General features: G+C 70.8%; 17 protein-coding genes. 13 read left to right on the top strand and 4 right to left on the bottom strand.

The genetic code is table 11. The features are described from left to right. Positions 1-365 precede the first annotated feature (365 nt). The 3 genes from IEZ15_RS46685 (at position 366) to IEZ15_RS04865 (ending at position 4,719) form a co-directional block, all read left to right on the top strand. The gene (locus IEZ15_RS46685) at positions 366-1,016 is read left to right on the top strand and encodes a ComEA family DNA-binding protein (protein WP_308427382.1); all 651 of its coding nucleotides are present in this window, start codon (positions 366-368) and stop codon (positions 1,014-1,016) included. Further along, positions 1,013-3,586: a ComEC/Rec2 family competence protein gene (locus IEZ15_RS04860; RefSeq protein ID WP_189274481.1), complete on the top strand. Its 2,574-nt coding sequence runs from the start codon at positions 1,013-1,015 to the stop codon at positions 3,584-3,586. Before IEZ15_RS46685 ends, IEZ15_RS04860 begins: the two co-directional genes overlap by 4 nt. Positions 3,587-3,834: 248 nt before the next feature. Continuing rightward, positions 3,835-4,719, top strand: a complete 885-nt coding sequence (locus IEZ15_RS04865) for a YceI family protein (protein ID WP_114244446.1) — start codon at positions 3,835-3,837, stop codon at positions 4,717-4,719. Positions 4,720-4,744: 25 nt separating this feature from the next. Here the strand turns inward: IEZ15_RS04865 and IEZ15_RS04870 are convergent, their stop codons facing one another. Then, positions 4,745-4,990 (bottom strand): hypothetical protein, encoded by a 246-nt coding sequence (locus tag IEZ15_RS04870; protein WP_189274483.1) that lies wholly within the window; start codon positions 4,988-4,990, stop codon positions 4,745-4,747. A 364-nt stretch (positions 4,991-5,354) separates the two neighbouring features. On the opposite strand from IEZ15_RS04870, the gene holA reads away from it, so the two are divergent. After that, complete coding sequence (gene holA, locus IEZ15_RS04875; RefSeq protein WP_189274484.1) at positions 5,355-6,341, top strand: DNA polymerase III subunit delta; 987 nt, start codon at positions 5,355-5,357, stop codon at positions 6,339-6,341. A 275-nt stretch (positions 6,342-6,616) separates the two neighbouring features. Here the strand turns inward: holA and rpsT are convergent, their stop codons facing one another. Further along, positions 6,617-6,883, bottom strand: coding sequence for a 30S ribosomal protein S20 (rpsT, locus tag IEZ15_RS04880; RefSeq protein WP_093897085.1), 267 nt, complete (start codon positions 6,881-6,883; stop codon positions 6,617-6,619). Between the two features lie 215 nt (positions 6,884-7,098). Here rpsT and lepA point away from each other — a divergent pair, with 215 nt between their 5' ends. The 4 genes from lepA (at position 7,099) to hemW (ending at position 14,726) form a co-directional block, all read left to right on the top strand. After that, positions 7,099-8,973, top strand: coding sequence for a translation elongation factor 4 (gene lepA, locus IEZ15_RS04885; RefSeq protein ID WP_189274486.1), 1,875 nt, complete (start codon positions 7,099-7,101; stop codon positions 8,971-8,973). 363 nt (positions 8,974-9,336) lie between these two features. Next, positions 9,337-11,226, top strand: a complete 1,890-nt coding sequence (locus IEZ15_RS04890) for an AMP-dependent synthetase/ligase (protein ID WP_189274488.1) — start codon at positions 9,337-9,339, stop codon at positions 11,224-11,226. Between the two features lie 206 nt (positions 11,227-11,432). Further along, positions 11,433-13,367: an ATP-binding SpoIIE family protein phosphatase gene (locus IEZ15_RS04895; protein WP_189274706.1), complete on the top strand. Its 1,935-nt coding sequence runs from the start codon at positions 11,433-11,435 to the stop codon at positions 13,365-13,367. Between the two features lie 126 nt (positions 13,368-13,493). Next, positions 13,494-14,726: a radical SAM family heme chaperone HemW gene (hemW, locus tag IEZ15_RS04900; RefSeq protein WP_189274490.1), complete on the top strand. Its 1,233-nt coding sequence runs from the start codon at positions 13,494-13,496 to the stop codon at positions 14,724-14,726. A 144-nt stretch (positions 14,727-14,870) separates the two neighbouring features. Here hemW and IEZ15_RS04905 read toward each other — a convergent pair whose 3' ends face one another. Beyond that, entirely contained in the window at positions 14,871-15,692 is an 822-nt protein-coding gene (locus IEZ15_RS04905) for a DUF3097 domain-containing protein (protein ID WP_189274492.1), read from the bottom strand. 25 nt (positions 15,693-15,717) lie between these two features. Then, positions 15,718-16,440, bottom strand: a complete 723-nt coding sequence (locus tag IEZ15_RS04910) for an MBL fold metallo-hydrolase (RefSeq protein WP_189274494.1) — start codon at positions 16,438-16,440, stop codon at positions 15,718-15,720. Positions 16,441-16,637: 197 nt separating this feature from the next. Here IEZ15_RS04910 and hrcA point away from each other — a divergent pair, with 197 nt between their 5' ends. The 5 genes from hrcA (at position 16,638) to IEZ15_RS04935 (ending at position 21,349) form a co-directional block, all read left to right on the top strand. Continuing rightward, positions 16,638-17,654, top strand: coding sequence for a heat-inducible transcriptional repressor HrcA (gene hrcA / locus IEZ15_RS04915; protein WP_114244436.1), 1,017 nt, complete (start codon positions 16,638-16,640; stop codon positions 17,652-17,654). Next, a complete protein-coding gene (gene dnaJ, locus IEZ15_RS04920) occupies positions 17,655-18,791 on the top strand; it encodes a molecular chaperone DnaJ (protein ID WP_114244435.1) in 1,137 nt (378 codons plus the stop codon). Between the two features lie 124 nt (positions 18,792-18,915). After that, on the top strand, positions 18,916-19,992 hold the full coding sequence (locus IEZ15_RS04925; protein ID WP_189274496.1) for a nitronate monooxygenase: 1,077 nt from the start codon (positions 18,916-18,918) through the stop codon (positions 19,990-19,992). After that, positions 19,989-20,735, top strand: coding sequence for a 16S rRNA (uracil(1498)-N(3))-methyltransferase (locus tag IEZ15_RS04930; protein WP_189274498.1), 747 nt, complete (start codon positions 19,989-19,991; stop codon positions 20,733-20,735). Before IEZ15_RS04925 ends, IEZ15_RS04930 begins: the two co-directional genes overlap by 4 nt. A gap of 83 nt (positions 20,736-20,818) precedes the next feature. Beyond that, entirely contained in the window at positions 20,819-21,349 is a 531-nt protein-coding gene (locus IEZ15_RS04935; protein ID WP_229845742.1) for a hypothetical protein, read from the top strand. Positions 21,350-21,399: the final 50 nt, after the last annotated feature.

Here is a 21,399-nt window from a genome sequence, read left to right on the forward strand (position 1 = left end):
ACGGGCGCGCCCGTGGCGGTCCCGGCCTCGGACCCGGACGGCGACGGTCGTCGCGCGGGCGTGCCGACGTCGTAGCGGCGGCTTCGCGCCGTCGGGCGGACGCCCTCATGGGAGGTGCGTACGGCGGACGGGTCGCGCGGCCTGTGCTGGGGGTGGCTTCGGCTCCCGCTCCGGTCTCGGCCCCGAGCCCGCCCTCGATGCCAAGTCCCGCTCCGGATACGGCTCCTGCGCCGGCTTCGACCCCGACCTCGACCCCGACCTCGCCTTCGGCCCCGGCGCAGGTCGCCAGGGTGCCGGGGTGGCGGGAGAGGCTGGTTCCGGCACTGCGGGAGCGGATTCCGGTGTGGCTGCAGCTCAGATGTGGTTTGGAGCCAAGGACCCTTGCCGCACTGGCCGTTGTCCTGATCGCGGCCGCGGTCTTTGCCGCGGTGCATTTCCGGTCCGCGCGCCCCCACTCCGTACGCGCTCCCGATCCGGTCAACGAGGCTGCGCACGCCAGGACTTCGGGCCCGGTGACGGATGGCGCCGGAGCGCCCGAGCCGTCACCGGGGCCGCCACCGGCGACGGGGCCGGGCGGGCACATCGTGGTCGATGTGAGCGGGAAGGTGCGAAGTCCGGGGATCCATCAACTGCCGTCCGGTGCAAGGGTCGCTGATGCGCTGCGTGCGGCGGGCGGAGCCCGGCCGGGTGTCGACCTCACCGGGATCAACCGGGCGCGGGTGCTCATGGACGGGGAGCAGATCGTGGTGGGCGCCCCGCCAGGCCCTCCTGCCGCCGGCAGCACAGGAGGAGCCGCTGCGGGCGGCGGCGGCAGCCCCACGAGCGGACCGGTCAGCCTCAACCGCGCGACCCTGGAACAACTCGACACCCTGCCCGGCGTCGGCCCGGTTCTCGCGCAGCACATCGTCGATTACCGCACACAGCACGGCGGTTTCCGTTCCGTCGATGAGCTCCGCGAGGTCAACGGGATCGGTGACCGCCGGTTCGCCGACCTCCAGCCGCTGGTGGGGCCATGAATCCCCCGGACGTCCATGCGGCGTCGGGCCGGAGGCTGGGTGCCGCCGACCCGCGGCAGGAGGGCCCGGTCGACCTCCGGCTGGTCCCGCCGGCCATGGCGGCCTGGGCCGGGGCAGCGCTCGCGCTGAGCGCGCCGGGGCGGTGGACGACGGCGGGCGTGATGCTCTGCATCGGCGCAGCCATGGTGCTCCTGGCAATGTCGGGAGCATCGGCGACGCGTGCGATGCGCAGACTGTCGGCCGATGCCGGGGGAGGGGCGACGGACGACGAGAACACGATGCGCAACCGGCGGCGGCCGCACACCACCGCTACCGCCACTGCTGCGGCGCTGCTCTGTGCGGCGGCCGGGGCTGCGGCGGCCGGGTTGCACGGCGCGGACGTACGGCAGGGGCCGATCCATGGGCTGGGCCAGAGGTTCGCGAGGGTCGAGGCGGAGGTGACGGTGACGTCCGACGCCCGGCAGGCCCAGCCCCGGGTGAGAGGCGACCGGAGCATGCCTGCCTCGCTCCTCATGGACGCCGAGATCACGCGGCTGACCGGACCCGACGGCGCGGTCACCAGGCTGCGTACGCCGGTGCTGCTGATCGTCTCGCCCGGCGGGTCGATGGCCCGGTGGCAGCAGTTGCTCCCTTCCACGCAACTGCACATCGGCGGCCGACTGGCGCCACCGATGCACGAAGGGGGGCGCAACGCCGCCGTACTGCGGCCCGAGGGAAAAGGCCCGCCCCGCATCACCGGTCCACCTTCCTTTCTCCAGCGCACGGCGGGTGCTCTGCGCGGTGGTCTGCGGCAGGCGACCGAGCGGCTGGATTCCGATGCGCGGGCGCTTCTGCCGGGCCTCGTGGTCGGCGACACCTCGCGGGTCACCCCCGAACTGCACGATGCCTTCCAGGCGGCCGATCTCACCCACCTGATGGCGGTCTCCGGTGCCAACCTGGCGATCCTGCTCGTCATCCTGATCGGACCGTCGGCCACAGCGTCGCGCGTCGAACGGCGCGGCCTGGCACCCCGGTTGGGGATCTCGCTGCGAATGACGGCGTTGCTCGGCGGCGGGCTCACACTCGCCTTCGTCATCGTCTGCCGACCCGAGCCGAGCGTGCTGCGGGCCGCGGCCTGCGGACTGATCACCCTGCTCGCCATCGGCACGGGGCGCCGCAGATCACTGATCCCCGCGCTGGCCGCCGCAGTTCTGCTGCTGGTGCTGTACGACCCGTGGATGGCGCGCAGTTACGGCTTCGTCCTCTCCGTCCTGGCCACCGGTGCCCTGCTCACCATCGCCCCGAAGTGGAGCGACGCGCTGCAACGGCGCCGGGTTCCGCCCAGGCTCGCCGAGGCACTGGCCGCGGCCGCCGCGGCGCAGGCGGTGTGCGCACCGGTCGTCGTGCTGCTCGCTTCCCGGGTCAGCCTGGTGGCGATCCCGTGCAATCTGCTGGCCGAGTTCGCGGTGGCGCCGGCCACGGTCCTCGGGTTCGCGGCGCTCGTCCTGGCGCCGGTGGCCATGCCGGTGGCAGAGCTGCTCGCCCGGATCGCGGGATGGCCGACCGGGTGGATCGCCTCGGTGGCCCGCACCGGGGCGGCCCTGCCCGGGGCGGAGATCGACTGGCCCGACGGCGGGAAGGGAGCGCTGCTGCTCACCGCGCTGACAGCTCTGGTGGTGCTGTTCGCCCGTCGTGTCGTGCGCCACCCCTGGGTCTGTTCGGCCGCCGCGCTGCTGCTGATCCTTGCGGTGCTGCGCCCGGTGCCGCTCACCCGCGTACTGACCGGATGGCCGCCGCCGGACTGGGCGTTCGCGATGTGCGACGTGGGGCAGGGCGACGCCTTGGTGCTGGCCGCGGGGGACGGTGCGGGTGTGGTCGTCGACACCGGTCCCGATCCCCGGCTCGCCGACCGGTGCCTGCGCGACCTGGGCATCACCGAGGTACCGCTCCTGGTCCTCACGCACTTCCACGCGGACCATGTACGGGGGTTGCCCGGTGTACTGCGGGGCAGAGCGGTGGGGGCGATCCAGACGACGAGCCTGGACGAACCGTCGGACCAGGTTGCGTTCGTACGGAGAACGGCTGCCGCGTCGGGCGTCCCCCTCGTGCGGGCCGCCCCCGGTGAACGCCGCCGGATCGGGCCGCTCGACTGGCGGGTCCTCTGGCCGGCGGGCGGCATGGGGGCGGGCGGTGCATCTATGGACCCAGGGGCCGGGCCCGTACCGCAGGAGCCGAATGACGCCAGTGTCACCCTGTATGTCCGGACCGGCGAGCTGACCCTTTTGCTCCTGGGCGACCTCGAACCTCCGGCCCAGCAGGGGCTGTTGCGCAGGTATCCCACGTTGCCGCGGGTGGACGTTCTCAAGGTCGCCCATCATGGCTCCGCCCACCAGGACCCCGCTCTGCTGCGCAGCGCACACCCGAGACTTGCCCTGGTGAGCGTGGGCAGGGACAACCCGTACGGTCACCCGGCCGCGCGCACCGTCGATGCGCTCAGAGCCGGCGGCGCGGTGGTGCTGCGTACGGACACCGACGGCGCGATCGCCGTGACGGGTGCAGGGCGGGGGCTGCGGGCGGTGGGTCAGTCATAAGCACTGTCCGCATGAGTGAGGGGCACAGAATGCGACTGAGCGATGGGCGCAGAATCAGTGACGCACACAAGTGCGTACGACCAATTCGGACCTTCGGTAACACCTCTACCCAAGCCCTTGCTAGCTGCTCTGTTTGCCTCGAACGCCACAATAGTGATCGAATGAATGCTCGTCGGTGGGCCGCTGCTCCGACGAGGACGTCCAGCCGTCAGGCCCCAAGGTGAATCGCCCCCGGGGGTAGGTAGAAGATGTTCGGCCGTTGGCTGGGAAGCAGGGGAGCGGCGGGTGCCGCGCGTGGCAACGCCCTCACGGGACTTGAGGTGCCGCGCACTGCGGGAGTGCTCAGCTGCCGAGTACTCGACCCCGTCAACGAGGTCGTGCAGCAAGCCGAGTTCGTGGTCACGGACAGCGTGGGCCGCAAGGTCTTCGGCGGTGAGACGGACCCGTACGGCAATGTCCTTGCCACCGTCCCGGCCGGCGAGTACCGGCTGGCCGTCACGGCTGAGGGCTTCACCCCGTTCCACGGCGCGGCCACGGTCGTCGAGGGAGGCCATGCGAGCCTCGGCGATGTGACCCTGCAACTGTCCGTGCCCCCGCAGCTGCCCGACCCCGGCGAGTGGGAGGTCGAACCGATGCACTCGCAGATCGGCTTCACGGCCCGGCACATCGGCATGGCACGCATCCACGGCCGGTTCAACACCTTCGCCGGTGCTGTCCGTATCGCCGACCGCATGGAGAGCTCGGCCATGCACGTGATCATCGATGCCGCGTCGATCGACACGAATGTCCAGATGCGCGACGACCATCTGCGCTCCAGCGACTTCCTCGACGTCGGGCGCTATCCGACGCTGGAGTTCTACAGCGACCGTTTCGTCCACCGCGGCGGCAGCCGCTGGGGTGTGACCGGCGCGCTCACACTGCACGGCGTCAGCCGTACGGTCACGCTGGACACCCAGTACCTCGGCGTGGGCAACGGCTTGGAGGGCGAGACCCGCGCCGCCTGCCGGGCCACCACGGAGCTGCACCGCGAGGACTTCACCCTCACCTGGCAGACCATGCTGGCCCGCGGCATCGCGGCCGTCGGTTCCAGCATCTCCATCGACATGGACATCCAGATCGTCCCCAAGGGTTGAACCCCTGGGGTGCCCCGGCGCCCCTCTAGGGCGCTTCGAGCCACCCCTCGTACTCCGCGGCGAACGCATCGAGCGCCAAGGAGTCCAGCAGCCCCGACGGGTCCTCCACGACGACCAGCCACTGGGCGTCCTCGGCGTCGTCCTCGCCGGCCAGTGCATCGCGTACGAGCTGGGGTTCCTCGACGACCCCGAAGCGGTCGCCGAGTTCTGCGGCCACTTCCTCCGCGGCATCGCGGTCGGGCAGCACCAGCACATGTCTTACATCGCTCACCTGCCCATTCTCCCGTACCGGGTGAGAGGTGCGGTCCGGCCGGCGCCGTCCCGCCGAGCGAGTGGCGCCGGGCGCCCAACGGCCGTTCATGTGCATGAAGCTCTCGGGGCAACGGCTACCGGCGACCACCGACGACGGCAGCGCCGCGTCGAGGCGTCGCAGGTCGTCCGAACCGAGCACGAGCTGCGTCGCGGCGAGATTTTCTTCCAGCGGCGGCCTCGGTGATCGGACGCCCGGCGCCATCGCGCCAGGTGCCCGAGCCCCCAGGTGTCCGAGCCCCCAGGTGTCCGTACGAGGTGGCTCCCGCACGAGGCGGGCAGGGAGCCCGGCAGGATGTCGGTGGCGCGTGGGATGCTGGACGGCGATGGCCACCAGAAGGAATTCCACCGACGATCCGCTTGCCCCCCTCACGCTCGCCGTGGGCCAGGAGGACCTGCTCCTCGACCGCGCCGTGCAACAGGTGGTGGCGGCGGCCCGTGTCTCCGACCCCGACACGGATGTCCGCGATCTCACCTCCGACCAGCTCCAGCCCGGCACCCTTGCCGAGCTGACGAGCCCGTCGCTCTTCGCCGAGCGCAAGGTGGTGATCGTGCGCAATGCACAGGATCTCTCCGCCGACACGATCAAGGACGTCAAGGCGTACCTCGGCGATCCGGTCGAGGAGATCACCCTCGTTCTGCTGCATGCGGGCGGGGCGAAGGGCAAGGGCCTGCTGGACGCGGCGCGCAAGGCCGGGGCACGGGAGGTCGCGTGTCCGAAGACGACCAAGCCGGCCGAGCGGCTCTCGTTCGTGCGGTCGGAGTTCCGGGCGCTGGGGCGCTCGGCGACCCCCGAGGCGTGCCAGGCGCTGGTCGACTCCATCGGCAGCGATCTGCGGGAGCTGGCGAGTGCGGTTTCGCAGCTCGTCGCGGATGTCGAGGGCACGATCGACGAGGCGGTCGTCGCCCGCTACTACACGGGCCGTGCGGAGGCATCGAGTTTCACCGTCGCCGACCGCGCAGTGGAGGGGCGGGCTGCGGAGGCGCTCGAGGCGTTGCGCTGGTCGCTGTCCACCGGGGTGGCGCCCGTGCTGATCACCAGCGCGCTGGCACAGGGCGTACGGGCGATCGGAAAGCTGTCCTCGGCGCGCGGAGGGCGGCCCGCGGACCTCGCTCGTGAGCTGGGCATGCCGCCGTGGAAGATCGACCGGGTGCGCCAGCAGATGCGTGGGTGGACGCCGGACGGCGTGGCGGTGGCGCTGCGGGCGGTCGCGGAGGCCGACGCGGGCGTCAAGGGGGGCGGCGACGATCCGGAGTACGCGCTGGAGAAGGCCGTGGTCGCGGTGGCGCGGGCGGCGCGGTCGGGGCGGTAACCGGGCGGGGCGAGGGCGCCGGGTTCGTCCGGCGGCTGCTCTGCCCTCAAGCGCCGCACGAGCCCAAACCGGACGAGCCCAAAACCGGACGGGCTCGAAGCGGGTACACCGAAGGCCCCGGGTCTCGCTCTGGGGAGAGCGAGGCCCGGGGCCTTCGGTTCACGCTTGGTGCGCCGCACCCGCGTGGCGAACGCAGGTTCGGTGTGCGGCGCGGGGGCCGGGCAGGGGCGGGAGAGAGGGCCCGCTGGTCCGTTCCGGCGGTTACATCAGAAAGCTCAGCCCTGGAGGGAGGCAACCTTGGAGGCCAGCGCCGACTTCTTGTTGGCGGCGGCGTTCTTGTGGATGACACCCTTCGAGACGGCCTTGTCGAGCGCGCGGGAGGCGTCGCGAGCGGCCGTGGTGGCCTTCTCGACGTCACCGGCGACGGCAGCCTCACGGGCCTTGCGGATAGCGGTCTTGAGCGAGGACTTGACGGCCTTGTTGCGCAGGCGCGCCTTCTCGTTCGTCTTGTTCCGCTTGATCTGGGACTTGATGTTCGCCACGAAAGAGCCTTTTCAGGTTCGTTGGATCTTCGATGTGCGCCCCACGGCCTGAGAGAGTCGCGAGGCACAGCTGTCAACGGTACCAGCCCTGCTCCGACCGGCCCAAACCGGTCTCCGCCCCGCAACCATGGGACGATGGAGGCTACGTATCGATCCGACCGAACCGACATCGACCCGAGACACGGCGTTCGGCGTCTCAAGAATCAGGACCCTGCGTGCCCGCGACTCCTACCAACGTGCCCGAGCCGAGCCGTACCGACCCGGCGTTGATCCGCAACTTCTGCATCATCGCGCACATCGACCACGGCAAGTCGACCCTTGCCGACCGGATGCTTCAGCTGACGGGCGTGGTCGACCAGCGGCAGATGCGCGCTCAGTACCTCGACCGGATGGACATCGAGCGCGAGCGCGGCATCACCATCAAGTCCCAGGCGGTACGTCTGCCCTGGGCGCCCAACACGGGCGAGGACCAGGGTCGCACCCACGTCCTCAACATGATCGACACCCCGGGCCACGTGGACTTCACCTACGAGGTCTCCCGCTCGCTCGCCGCCTGCGAGGGCACGGTTCTGCTGGTCGACGCCGCGCAGGGCATCGAGGCCCAGACACTGGCCAACCTCTACCTGGCGATGGAGAACGACCTCACCATCGTGCCGGTGCTCAACAAGATCGACCTGCCGGCCGCGCAGCCCGAGAAGTTCTCCGAGGAGCTGGCCAATCTCATCGGCTGCCAGCCGGAGGACGTGCTCAGGGTCTCCGCGAAGACCGGTGTCGGCGTGGACGCGCTGCTCGACCGGGTGGTCAAGGACGTCCCGGCCCCGATCGGCAGGGCCGACGCCCCCGCCCGCGCGATGATCTTCGACTCGGTCTACGACTCGTACCGGGGCGTCGTCACGTACGTCCGTGTCGTCGACGGTCAGCTCAACAAGCGTGAGCGCATCAGGATGATGTCCACCGGCGCCACCCACGAGCTGCTGGAGATCGGGGTCTCCTCCCCGGAGATGACCCCGGCCGACGGCCTCGGTGTGGGCGAAGTGGGCTACATCATCACCGGTGTGAAGGACGTCCGGCAGTCCAAGGTCGGTGACACGATCACCTCCCTGAACAAGGGCGCGACCGAGGCGCTGGGCGGCTACAAGGACCCCAAGCCGATGGTGTTCTCGGGCCTGTACCCGCTGGACGGCTCGGACTACCCGGACCTGCGCGAGGCGCTCGACAAGCTCCAGCTCAACGACGCCGCCCTGGTGTACGAGCCGGAGACCTCCGCCGCGCTCGGCTTCGGCTTCCGCGTCGGCTTCCTCGGTCTGCTCCACCTCGATGTGATCCGCGAGCGGCTGGAGCGCGAGTTCGGTCTCGAACTCATCGCCACCGCGCCCAACGTGGTCTACCGCGTCGAGATGGAGGACGGCACCGAGCACACCGTCACCAACCCGAGCGAATTCCCCGAGGGCAAGATCGACAAGGTGCACGAGCCCGTCGTGCGCGCCACGGTCCTGGCCCCCAGTGAGTTCATCGGCGCGATCATGGAGCTCTGCCAGAACCGGCGCGGCACCCTGCTCGGCATGGACTACCTCTCCGAGGACCGGGTCGAGATCCGCTACACCCTGCCGCTCGCCGAGATCGTCTTCGACTTCTTCGACCAGCTGAAGTCCAAGACGCGGGGTTACGCCTCCCTCGACTACGAGCCCACCGGCGAGCAGTCCGCCCAGCTCGTCAAGGTCGACATCCTGTTGCACGGCGACAAGGTCGACGCGTTCTCCGCGGTCACGCACAAGGACAAGGCGTACGCCTACGGCGTGCGGCTCGTCGCCAAGCTGCGCGAGCTCATCCCGCGGCAGAACTTCGAGGTGCCGATCCAGGCCGCCATCGGCTCCCGGGTCATCGCCCGTGAGACCGTCCGCGCCATCCGCAAGGACGTTCTCGCCAAGTGCTACGGCGGTGACATCTCCCGTAAGCGGAAGCTGCTGGAGAAGCAGAAGGAAGGCAAGAAGCGGATGAAGATGGTCGGCAATGTGGAGGTGCCGCAGGAGGCCTTCATCGCCGTGCTGTCGACGGACGAGTCGGGCGGGGACGGCAAGGCCAAGAAGTAGCTTCCGCCGCAAGGCCGAGAAGCAACTCCCGCCCCGGTTCCGTCCGCACCTACCCGGTGGTAGCCCAACGGGCCCCTGCGTCGCAGCGCGCTGCGACGCAGGGGCCCGTTTGTTATGAAGCGGCGGCCCATAGCCCCTTACGCGGCGGACGCGGGCGCTCTACCCTGATCACGGCCTCGTAGTTACTCGCCAGTTAAACAAGTGGGGCCGGGCGCCGCAGGACAAGCAACAGGACAAGCACCGCAGGACCAGGTAACGCAGGACCGAGCGCACGGGGTGCGCGGGAAAACACGTAGGAACAAGCAGCAGTCAGCAGCAATCAGCAGCCGGTCGTGAAGCACTGCCGCAGGCCCGGAGGATGTCGTGAGCGACACACAGACCTTGATCGAGAACCGACCGCCCTCCGTGGCGAACCTCTTCATCGACCGCGTGGCGGCCACCCCGGACGGGGAGGCCTACCGCTACCCCGTCCCTGCGGCCACCGGCGAGGGACCCGATGAGTGGAAGTCGCTGAGCTGGGCACAGGCCGCCGAGCGGGTGTACTCCATCGCGGCAGGGCTGATCGGTCTGGGCGTGCAGCCGGAGGAGCGGATCGCGCTCGCCGCCGGCACGCGAGTGGAATGGATCCTCGTCGACCTCGGTGTGATGTGCGCGGGCGCCGCCACCACGACGATCTATCCGTCGACCAACGCCGCGGAATCGGCATTCATCCTCTCGGACTCCGAGAGCCGGGTCCTGATCGCCGAGGACGCCGGCCAGCTGGCCAAGGCCCGCGAGCGCCGCGCCGAGCTGCCGAACCTCGCCCATGTCGTCGTCATCGACCCCGAGGGCGCCGGACCCGTCGAGGGCGACCCCGAGGGCTGGGTGCTCACCCTTGCCGATCTGGAGGCCCGGGGCGCCGAGCGCCTGGCGAAGAACCCCGACGTGGTCAAGGAGCGGGTCGCCGCCATCACGCCCGACCAGCTGGCCACCCTGATCTACACCTCGGGCACCACCGGCCGCCCCAAGGGCGTACGCCTGCCGCACGACAACTGGTCGTACATGGCCAAGGCCACCGTGGCGACCGGCCTGATCACCAAGGACGACGTCCAGTACCTCTGGCTGCCGCTCGCGCACGTCTTCGGCAAGGTCCTCACCTCCGGTCAGATCGAGGTCGGCCACGTCACCGCCGTCGACGGCCGGGTCGACAAGATCATCGAGAATCTGCCGGTGGTCCAGCCGACGTACATGGCCGCCGTCCCCCGTATCTTCGAAAAGGTCTACAACGGTGTCGCCGCCAAGGCGCGGGCCGGCGGCGGGGCCAAGTACAAGATCTTCCAGTGGGCGGCCGGGGTCGCCCGCGAATACGCGACGGTCTCGCAGGACAACTTCCGGCGCACCGGCACGGCCTCCGTCCCGTTCGCGCTCGGTGCCAAGCACAAGGTCGCCGACGCCCTCGTCTTCGCCAAGATCCGCGAGGCCTTCGGCGGCCGGCTGCGCGCCTGTGTCTCCGGCTCCGCGGCGCTCGCCCCCGACATCGGCTACTTCTTCGCGGGCGCCGGCATCCACATCCTGGAGGGCTACGGCCTCACCGAGACCAGCGCCGCCTCCTTCGTCAACCCGGGCGAGGCCTACCGCACCGGCACCGTGGGCAAGCCGCTCCCCGGCACCGAGGTGCGGATCGCCGACGACGGCGAGATCCTGCTGCGCGGCCCCGGCCTGATGCAGGGCTACCAGGGACTCCCGGAGAAGACCGCCGAGGTGCTGGAGACAGACGGCTGGTTCCACACCGGCGACATCGGCGAGCTGTCCGTGGACGGCTATCTCCGGATCACCGACCGCAAGAAGGACCTGATCAAGACGTCCGGCGGCAAGTACATCGCCCCGGCGGAGGTCGAGGGACAGTTCAAGGCGGTCTGCCCGTTCGTCTCCAACATCCTGGTGCACGGCGCGGACCGTAACTTCTGCACCGCCCTGATCGCACTCGACGAGCCGACCATCCTCGGCTGGGCCGCCGAGAACGGCCTGGGCGGGAAGCCGTACGCCGAGGTGGTGGCGTCCCCGCAGGCCGTCGCACTCATCGAGGGCTATGTGAAGCGGCTCAACGAGGGGTTGCAGCGCTGGCAGACCATCAAGAAGTTCCGGCTGCTGCCCCGCGATCTCGACATCGAGCACGGCGAACTGACGCCCAGTCTCAAGCTGAAGCGGCCGGTCGTCGAGCGTGAGTACAAGGGCCTCATCGACGACATGTACGCGGGAGCCCGCGAGGCGTAATACGGGTCCTCACCGACCGGCCGCACGGTGCGGCTGCTTCCGTTTTTCTCTGCTCACTTTCTCTGCTCACTTCGGCAACTCGTTGCTTATGAGCATGGTCCATCTGTCACTCTGTCGGTGTCGTCAGCGGCGCCCAGCGAGAACAGAACGAGAACAGACAGACAGAGCGAGAACAGGTCAGGAGCTGCACCGTGGGGCCCATTCCCTTGCAGCGGGACATCGTCCAGCGTCCCGGTATCACCGTCGGTCATGCGGATGCGCGGCCGGTCGCCCGTACGTCCTTGCCCGGAAACCTCCTCGCGCCCTCCGCCGCCCGCCGGTTCGTCCAGGCAGCACTGACCGAGTGGACCGGGCTGGGACTGCCGGCGGCCGTGGGCTTCAGCGAACGTCTGGCCGATGATGCGGCGGTCGTCGTCAGCGAGCTGGTCACCAACGCGGTCGTGCACGCCGGGACCAATGTCGAGCTGCTCTGCCGGCTCGAGGAGGCCGCCGAGGACGAGGCCGCGGCCCTGGTGCTGGAGGTCTCCGACCACCACCCGGCCCGTGCCGTACGCAGCGATCGCCCGGAGGCCGGCAGCGCGACGGACGCGGCGGACACGGCGGAGGGCGATGCCCCCACCGGCCCCGAGGAGCCCGCCGAGTACGGTCGCGGGCTCCAGCTCGTCGGCACCCTCGCCGAGCGCTGGGGCATCACCTACCGCACCGGCCTCAAGACCGTCTGGGCCCGGCTTCCCGTCGACGACTGGAACCCGTTCCCCGATCCGTCGGCCGAGTCCGGATTCCAGCAGGGGCTGCGCGCAGCCGAGCTGCTCGCCCCCACCGCCCGGCGGGCCCTGCGCGACGGCGCGGACTGGGCCGGCCGCGGCGCGCTCTCGTTCCTCGCCGAGGCCTCGGACCTGCTCGCAGGCCAGCTCGACGAGGACATAGTCGCGGCGCTCGCGGGACAGTTACTGGTGCCCAGACTCGCCGACTGGTGCGCGATCTGGCTGGAGCCCGAGAACGGCGGCCCCGCGGCCGTCCCCCGGCTCGCCAGCGCCTGGCACCGGGACGAGGCCGAGACCGGGCAGCTGCGTACGGTGCTGGAGCAGGACCCGATCCGGCTGCCCGAGCGGGTGGGCACCGGGCCCGTCTCCATGCCCTGGCCCGGCGGCGAGGAGGACGGCGGGGAATCCGACGGGAGTGCCGGATCCGCTCTCGCCTACCGGATCACATCGGGCGGCCGGACACTCGGCGCCGTACTGCTCGGCCGGGAGGGCACGGCACGCGTCCCCGACGAAGTGACCGCCCTGATCGAGGACTTCGTACGCCGTGTCGGCCTCGCCGTCGGAGCCGCTCGCGCCTACACCCGGCAGGCCACCATCAGCCGCATCCTGCAGCGCGCACTGCTGCCCAGCAAGGTCGCCGACATACCCGGCGTCACCAGCTCACTGGTGTACGAGCCCAGCGACGACGGGGTCGTCGGCGGCGACTTCTACGACATCTTCCCGTGTCCCGGCGACCGCTGGTGCTTCGTCCTCGGTGATGTACAGGGCAGCGGCCCCGAAGCCGCCGTCGTCACCGGCCTCGCCAGGCCCTGGCTGCGGCTGCTGGCCCGTGAGGGGTTCGGCGTCGGCGAAGTGCTGGACCGGCTCAACCGGCTGCTCCTCGACGATGCGATGGAGGCCGCCGAGGCGGCCGCGCTCATGGTGGCCGCGGCGGGCGGCCAGCAGACGGCGGACACCGGGCAGTCCCGCTTTCTCTCCCTGCTGTACGGGGAACTCGTGCCGCTGCCCGGCGGCGGAGTGCGCTGCACCCTCGCCAGCGCCGGCCACCCGCTGCCGCTGCTGCTGCGCCCCGACGGCGAGGTGCGCCCGGCCGCCGAGCCGCAGATGCTGCTCGGAATCTTCGACGACGTCGCGTACGAGAGCCAGAGCTTCGAGCTGGCGCCCGGCGACAGCCTGCTGTGCGTCACGGACGGCGTGACGGAGCGGCGCTCCGGGGCGCTGATGTTCGATGACGGGGACGGTCTGGCCCGGGCGCTGGCCGACTGTGCCGGGCTGTCGGCGGACGGGATCGCGGGCCGGATCAATCGGGCCGTGCACGAATTCGCCGAGCGGCCGCCCGATGACGATCTGGCGCTGCTGGTGCTGCAGGCGGGGTGAGGGCGCGGCGGGGCGCCCGGGGGCGCTTGCCGCGGTCCGGGTGCGGCGGCGCGGTCCGCGGGCGCGTGACCTTCGTGATCATGGACGTGGCTCGGAGGTCCCCGGCGGCGAGTGACAATGGGCGGTATGCCTTCCGTACTGCCCGATGGTGAACCCGTACCCGACGACGGGGCGCTGCCCCGCCACGCCCTGGAAGGCGCCGCCGGCCGGCCGCTCGGTTTCTACCTGCATGTGCCCTACTGTGCGACCCGCTGCGGCTACTGCGACTTCAACACCTACACGGCCACCGAGCTGCGCGGCTCCGGCGGTGCGCTGGCCTCCCGGGACAACTACGCAGCCCATCTGATCGGCGAGGTCCGCCAGGCCCGCAAGGTCCTCGGTGACGATCCGCGTCAGGTCCGTACGGTCTTCGTCGGCGGCGGCACACCCACCCTGCTGGCCGCCGCAGACCTGGTACGGATGCTGGGGGCGATCCGCGAGGAGTTCGGGCTCGCGGACGATGCCGAGATCACCACCGAGGCCAACCCGGAATCCGTCGATCCGGCGTATCTGGCCGAGCTGCGGGAGGGCGGCTTCAACCGGATCTCGTTCGGGATGCAGAGCGCGCGGCAGCATGTGCTGAAGATCCTGGACCGTACACATACGCCGGGGCGGCCCGAGGCGTGTGTCGCCGAGGCGCGGGAGGCGGGCTTCGAGCACGTCAACCTCGATCTGATCTACGGCACGCCCGGGGAGTCCGACGACGACTGGCGGGCCTCGCTGGACGCGGCGATCGGTGCGGGGCCGGACCATGTGTCCGCGTACGCGCTGATCGTCGAGGAGGGGACGCAGCTGGCCCGGCGGATCCGGCGCGGCGAGATCCCGATGACCGATGACGACGCCCATGCGGACCGGTATCTGATCGCGGACGAGGCGATGGCCGCGGCGGGCTTCTCCTGGTACGAGGTATCGAACTGGGCCCGCACGCCCGAGGGCCGGTGCCTGCACAACGAGCTGTACTGGCGCGGCGCCGACTGGTGGGGCGCCGGTCCCGGGGCGCACAGCCATGTCGGCGGGGTGCGCTGGTGGAACGTGAAGCATCCTGGGGCGTATGCGCAGGCTCTGGCCGAGGGACGGTCGCCGGGGGCCGGGCGCGAGATCCTCTCCGCCGAGGACCGGCGGGTCGAGCGGATCCTGCTGGAGCTGCGGCTCGTGGACGGGTGTCCGTTGTCGCTGCTGGCACCGGCGGGGCTGGCCGCGGCGGGACGGGCGGTGGAGGACGGGCTGCTGGAGCGGGCGCCGTATGGAGAGGGACGGGCGGTGCTCACGTTGCGGGGGCGGTTGCTGGCGGATGCGGTGGTGCGGGATCTGGTGGACTGAGAGGGCAGGCGCGGCGCCGGGCGGGGTGCGGGTGCGCCTGCGGCGGGCCTGTTCCCCCGCCCGCTCCTTCCCGTAACCGGGGGCTCCGCCCGCGGACCCTCCGCTCCTCGAACGCCGGAGGGGCTGGGAGGTCCGGCGGAGGGGCTACTGAGGCGGCGCCGTCACGAAGTCGATCAGGTGCTCCACGGAGCCGAGCAGTGCCGGTTCCAGATCCCGGTACGAGCGCACCGTGGACAGGATTCGCTGCCAGGCCGTACCCGTGTTCTCCGGCCAGCCCAGCGCGCGGCACACGCCCGTCTTCCAGTCCTGGCCGCGCGGGACCACCGGCCAGGCGGCGATGCCCACGGACGACGGCTTCACCGCCTCCCACACGTCGATGTAGGGGTGGCCGACCACCAGCACGTTCGCGTCCGAGACCTGGGAGGCGATCCGGGACTCCTTGGAGCCCGGGACCAGGTGGTCGACCAGGACACCCAGCCTGGCGTCCGGGCCGGGGGAGAACTCGCGCACGATGGCCGGGAGGTCGTCGATGCCCTCGAGGTATTCGACGACCACGCCCTCGATCCGCAGGTCGTCGCCCCAGACCCGCTCGACCAGCTCCGCGTCGTGGCGGCCCTCCACATAGATCCGGCCCGCCCGCGCGACCCGGGCGCGCGCCCCGGGGACTGCGACCGAACCCGATGCCGTACGCGTGGGGCGTACGGGACCGGCCGCCGACGGGCGCACGAGCGTGACCACCCGGCCCTCCAGCAGGAAGCCGCGCGGCTCCATCGGGAACACCCGGTGCTTGCCGAAGCGGTCCTCCAGGGTCACCGTCGGACCCTGGGCCGTCTTCTCGCAGCGGATCACCGCACCGCAGAATCCCGTGGAGACCTCCTCCACGACCAGATCGGGATCGGCGGGGACCTCGGGAACGGGGGCGGACTTCTTCCACGGCGGGGTCAGGTCCGGCTGATAGCTGCGCATCGGATGACGATAAGACGACAACACGTCACGACACGCCGAAGAGGACGGCCAGTTGGTCACGCTGGTCCCTGACGAACGCCGCGTCCACCACCGCTCCGTGCCCCGGAACGTACACCGCGTCCTCGCCGCCCAGCGCCAGCAGCCGGTCCAGCGCGGCCGGCCAGCGGGACGGGACGGCGTCCCGTCCGGCCTGCGGTTCGCCGGACTCCTCGACCAGGTCGCCGCAGAGCACCACCGCGGGGGAGCCGGGGACGAGCACCGCCAGATCGTGACCGCTGTGGGCGGGCCCCGCGTTCGCCAGCAGCACCTGACGGCCGCCGCCCAGATCGAGCGTCCACTCGCCGCGCACTTCATGGTGCGGCGCCACCAGCGCATCGATGGCCTCGGCCGCATCGCTTTCGGACACTCCGTGGCGCACCGCCGAGGCGTGCAGATCGTCCGCCCCGAGCTTCATCAGCCCGGCCATGCCGACTGCTCCGTACACCTGGGTGCCGGGGAACGCGGCGGTGCCCAGCACATGGTCGAAATGGGGGTGGCTGAGTGCGATATGCGTCACCCTCCGGCCGAGCAGGGCCTGTGCCTGGGCCCGTATTTCCTCACCTTCGCGGAGTGTTGATCCGGTGTCGCAGAGCAGCACTCCATCCGCTCCGACCACCAGCGCGACTGTCGCATCCCACCCGGGGAGGCGCCGTCGGCCCACTCCGTGACCGAGTCGCTCCCAGCCGAACTCTTCCCAAGAGGCGTCCATACCGCGACGCTATCGGCAACGACCTGCGCAGTCTCGCGGTAGCGTGACCGGTCGCCCTTGCTAGGCCCCCACTCGGCCGCCGTACACTGGCCGGGGGATTGCTGGCACTCGTGAGGACAGAGTGCCAGGGGGATTCCTGGGAATGAAGCAGGAACGGCCCGAGAACCACCGAGGAAACACAGCTGGAGGTGTGCGCGATGCTCAGCGAACGCAGACTCGAAGTGCTGCGCGCCATCGTCCAGGACTATGTCGGCACCGAGGAGCCCGTGGGCTCCAAGGCGCTCACGGAGCGGCACAAGCTGGGGGTCTCCCCGGCCACCGTCCGCAACGACATGGCGGTGCTGGAGGACGAGGGCTTCATCGCCCAGCCCCACACCAGTGCGGGCCGCATCCCGACGGACAAGGGCTACCGGCTCTTCGTCGACAAGCTTGCGGGCGTCAAGCCCCTCTCGTCGCCGGAACGTCGTGCCATTCACAATTTCCTCGACGGCGCGGTCGACCTCGACGATGTCGTGGGCCGCACCGTACGGCTGCTCGCGCAGCTGACCCGGCAGGTCGCCGTCGTGCAGTACCCCTCGCTGACCCGGTCGACGGTTCGGCATGTGGAGCTGCTGTCACTGGCGGCCGCCCGGCTGATGCTCGTGCTGATCACGGACACCGGCCGGGTCGAGCAGCGCATGATCGACTGCCCAGCTCCGTTCGGTGAGACCTCTCTCGCCGATCTGCGGGCCCGGCTCAACAGCCGGGTCGTCGGACGCCGTTTCGCGGATGTCCCGCAGTTGGTGCAGGATCTGCCGGATTCCTTCGAGAGCGAGGACCGGGGAACCGTGTCCACCGTGCTCTCCACCCTGCTCGAAACCCTCGTCGAGGAGACGGAGGAGCGGCTGATGATCGGCGGCACCTCCAACCTCACCCGCTTCGGGCACGACTTCCCTGTGATGATCCGGCCGGTGCTGGAGGCATTGGAGGAGCAGGTCGTGCTGCTGAAGCTGCTCGGCGAGGCCAAGGACTCGGGCATGACCGTACGGATCGGGCACGAGAACGCCCACGAGGGGCTCAACTCCACGTCCGTCGTCGCGGTCGGCTACGGTTCGGGCGACGAGGCAGTCGCCAAACTCGGCGTGGTCGGACCGACCCGCATGGACTACCCCGGAACGATGGGAGCGGTACGCGCAGTGGCACGTTACGTCGGACAGATCCTGGCGGAGTCGTAAGTGGCCACGGACTACTACGCCGTACTCGGCGTGCGCCGCGACGCATCTCAGGACGAGATCAAGAAGGCATTCCGTCGGCTCGCTCGTGAGCTGCATCCGGATGTGAACCCCGATCCGAAGACCCAGGAGCGGTTCAAGGAGATCAACGCCGCCTACGAGGTGTTGTCGGACCCGCAGAAGAAGCAGGTCTACGACCTCGGCGGCGACCCGCTGTCCGCCTCCGGCGGCGGTGGCGCGGGCGGATTCGGACAGGGTGGCTTCGGCAACTTCTCCGACATCATGGACGCGTTCTTCGGTGCGTCGTCGCAGCGTGGACCCCGTTCACGCACCCGGCGCGGCCAGGACGCGATGATCCGGCTGGAGATCGATCTCGCCGAGGCCGCGTTCGGCACCACCAAGGACATCCAGGTCGACACGGCCGTCGTCTGTACGACCTGCAGCGGCGAGGGCGCCGCACCCGGCACCTCCGCGCAGACCTGTGACATGTGCCGCGGCCGCGGCGAGGTCTCCCAGGTCACCCGGTCGTTCCTCGGCCAGGTCATGACCTCGCGGCCCTGCCCGCAGTGCCAGGGCTTCGGTACGGTCGTGCCGACCCCGTGCCCGGAGTGCGCCGGCGACGGCCGTATCCGGTCGAGGCGCACGCTCACCGTGAAGATCCCCGCCGGTGTCGACAACGGCACCCGCATCCAGCTCGCGGGCGAGGGCGAGGTCGGCCCCGGCGGCGGCCCGGCCGGCGACCTGTACGTCGAGATCCATGAGCTGGCGCACTCGGTGTTCCAACGACGCGGCGACGATCTGCACTGCACGGTCACCATCCCCATGACGGCGGGCGCGCTCGGCACGAAGGTGCCGCTGGAGACGCTCGACGGCCTGGAGGAGGTCGACATCCGGCCCGGCACCCAGTCCGGCCAGTCGGTCCCGCTGCACGGCCGCGGGATCACGCATCTGCGGGGCGGCGGACGCGGCGACCTGATCGTGCACGTCGAGGTGACGACCCCGTCGAAGCTGGACCCGGAGCAGGAGCGACTGCTGCGGGAGCTGGCGAAGCTGCGTGGCGAGGAGCGGCCCACCGGTCAGTTCCAGCCAGGGCAGCAGGGGCTGTTCTCCCGGCTGAAGGACGCCTTCAACGGGCGCTGACGGCCCCCGCACACCGTTCCCTGCCGCCGGACGGGCTCGCCTGACGAGCCCGTCCGGCGTTTGAGGACAAAGTGGACTGCAGGCCGCGCACGCCGAGGCATGCAGGACGTGACACGATGCGGTCATGTCATCCGTGTTGACCGATCTCTGCCGGTATCCGGTCGTGCAGGCCCCGATGGCGGGTGGTGCGTCCTGTCCGCAGCTCGTCGCGGCCGTCGCCGAAGCGGGCGGGCTGGGCTTCCTCGCCGCCGGGTACAAGACGGCGGACGGCATGTACAACGAGATCAAACAACTGCGCGGGCTGACCGGTCAGCCTTTCGGCGTCAATCTCTTCATGCCGCAGCCGGGTCTCGCCGACCCGAGCGCCGTCGAGGTGTACCGGCATCAGCTGGCCGGTGAGGCCGCCTGGTACGAGACCCCGCTCGGTGACCCGGACTCCAGCGGCGGCGACGACGGCTACGAGGCCAAGCTCGCCATCCTTCTGGAGGACCCGGTCCCGGCAGTCTCGTTCACCTTCGGCTGCCCGACACGCGACACCCTCGACGCGTTCGCCGGCGTCGGCACGTGCACCGTCGTGACGGTCACCACGCCCGAGGAGGCCCAGGCCGCCCAGTGGGCGGGGGCCGACGCGGTCTGTGTCCAGGGCATAGAGGCGGGCGGCCACCAGTCGACCCACCGCGACGACCCGCAGACCGACGGCACCGGGATCGGCCTGCTCTCTCTGGTCTCCCAGGTCCGCGAGACCGTACACGTGCCGATCATCGCCACGGGCGGGCTGATGCGCGGGTCCCAGATCGCCGCGGTGCTCGCCGCGGGCGCGGAGGCGGCGCAGCTCGGCACAGCGTTCCTCGTCTGCCCCGAGTCCGGGGCGAATCTGCTGCACAAGCAGGCACTGACCAACCCGCTGTTCGTACGGACCGCCCTGACCCGGGCGTTCTCCGGCCGCCCGGCCCGCGGCCTGGTCAACCGCTTCATGCGCGAGCACGGCCCGTACGCCCCCGCCGCCTATCCACAGGTCCACTATCTGACTGCCGGGCTGCGCACGGCGGCGGCAAAGGCCGGGGACGCCCAGGGCATGGCACTGTGGGCGGGGCAGGGGCACCGGATGGCACGCGAGCTGCCCGCCGGCCGGCTGATCGGACTGCTCGCCGAAGAACTGGACGCCGCACGGGCGGCAGTGAGCACAGGGAGTACGCAGTGACCGCACCGGTCTTCGTCGTCGAACAGGTCCCCGATGGGCCCGAGTTCGTCCTGGAAGGACCCGAGGGTCGACACGCCGTGTCGGTGAAGCGGCTGCACGCCGGTGAGGACGTCGTGCTGACGGACGGCCACGGCCGTTGGACGGAAGGCGTCGTCAGGGCCGCCGAGGGCAAGGACCGGCTCGTGGTCGCCGGCCTGGCGACGATTCATGAGGAGCCCTGGCCCGCACCCCGTATCACCGTCGTGCAGGCCCTGCCCAAGGGGGACCGCGGCGAGGTCGCCGTCGAGACGATGACGGAGACCGGTGTCGACGCGATCGTGCCCTGGCAGGCGTCGCGCTGCATCACGCAGTGGAAGGGCGACCGCGGCCTCAAGGCCCTCGCGAAATGGCGCAACACCGCCCGGGAAGCGGGCAAGCAGTCGCGCCGGGTGCGCTTCCCCGAGGTGGCGGACGCACTGACGACCAAACAGGTTGCCGCACTTCTGGCCACGGCGGACTTCGCCGCCGTCCTGCACGAGGACCGGGGCTACGACAGTGAGCCGCTGGCCACCGTCCAGCTCCCCACCCAGGGCGAGATCGTGCTGGTCGTCGGCCCCGAGGGCGGGGTGTCGCCGGACGAGCTGGCGGCCTTCGCCGCGGCGGGCGCCCGGACCTGCCGGCTCGGAACGTCCGTCCTGCGCACCTCGACGGCCGGCACGGCGGCGACGGCATTGCTGCTGGGGCGCACCGGCCGCTGGGCGTAAGCCCCCATCGGTGCGCCTGAGCCGCCCCATTGTGGCCGCAAGCCGTCTACCGCGTCACGGGGGAACGGTGGGAAGCTGCCCGTATGGGGACATCAAGGGCATGGGGTCAGGGAAGAACCCGTCGCTTTCTGGCCGCGTCCGCACTCGCGGGCGCGGCGGTCGCAGGTGTCGTGGCCTGTGAGCCGACGGGCAGCCTGAACTCCACATCCATCGCCGTGACCACCGACCTGACCGGCACCAGCGCCCTGGAGCGCAACGGGGTCGATGTGCGGTGGCTGAACTGCACGGCCGACGTCGTCGGGGACCGGCTCCAGGGTGCGTCGCCCTCCGCCTCCGCGCGTCGGATCGCGGACGTCGACTGCACCGGAAAGACGGGGAGCGGCAAGGACATCAAGATCACCGGCAAGGTGACCCAGGCTCTCGACGGGCGGTGTGTGCGGGGCGACCTGACCGCCAGGACCGGCGGGAAGGCCGTCTTCCGGGCAGATGTGCTCGGCAACTGCAACGCCGCCCCTTCGGCCGTCGGGGCGAATCCGCCCCGGGGCGGCAGCGGCGGCGCGCGGCCGACGGTCACCGTGACGGTCACGGTGACCGAATCGCCCGTGGGTAAGTGAGTGTGTCCGGCACCGGACCACCCGGCGGACTCCGGCCAACCCAGTTCCGT

The sequence above is a fragment of the Streptomyces atratus genome (assembly GCF_014648655.1).
Taxonomy (GTDB): domain Bacteria; phylum Actinomycetota; class Actinomycetes; order Streptomycetales; family Streptomycetaceae; genus Streptomyces; species Streptomyces atratus.

Excerpts from the sequence above, each read along its gene's own strand:
- IEZ15_RS04860 (WP_189274481.1), top strand. The coding sequence starts at position 1,013 with ATGAATCCCCCGGACGTCCATGCGGCGTCGGGCCGGAGGCTGGGTGCC.
- hemW (WP_189274490.1), top strand. The coding sequence starts at position 13,494 with ATGCCTTCCGTACTGCCCGATGGTGAACCCGTACCCGACGACGGGGCG.
- IEZ15_RS04865 (WP_114244446.1), top strand. The coding sequence starts at position 3,835 with ATGTTCGGCCGTTGGCTGGGAAGCAGGGGAGCGGCGGGTGCCGCGCGT.
- IEZ15_RS04925 (WP_189274496.1), top strand. The coding sequence starts at position 18,916 with ATGTCATCCGTGTTGACCGATCTCTGCCGGTATCCGGTCGTGCAGGCC.
- hrcA (WP_114244436.1), top strand. The coding sequence starts at position 16,638 with ATGCTCAGCGAACGCAGACTCGAAGTGCTGCGCGCCATCGTCCAGGAC.
- holA (WP_189274484.1), top strand. The coding sequence starts at position 5,355 with ATGGCCACCAGAAGGAATTCCACCGACGATCCGCTTGCCCCCCTCACG.
- IEZ15_RS04935 (WP_229845742.1), top strand. The coding sequence starts at position 20,819 with ATGGGGACATCAAGGGCATGGGGTCAGGGAAGAACCCGTCGCTTTCTG.
- IEZ15_RS04905 (WP_189274492.1), bottom strand. The coding sequence starts at position 15,692 with ATGCGCAGCTATCAGCCGGACCTGACCCCGCCGTGGAAGAAGTCCGCC.
- IEZ15_RS04910 (WP_189274494.1), bottom strand. The coding sequence starts at position 16,440 with ATGGACGCCTCTTGGGAAGAGTTCGGCTGGGAGCGACTCGGTCACGGA.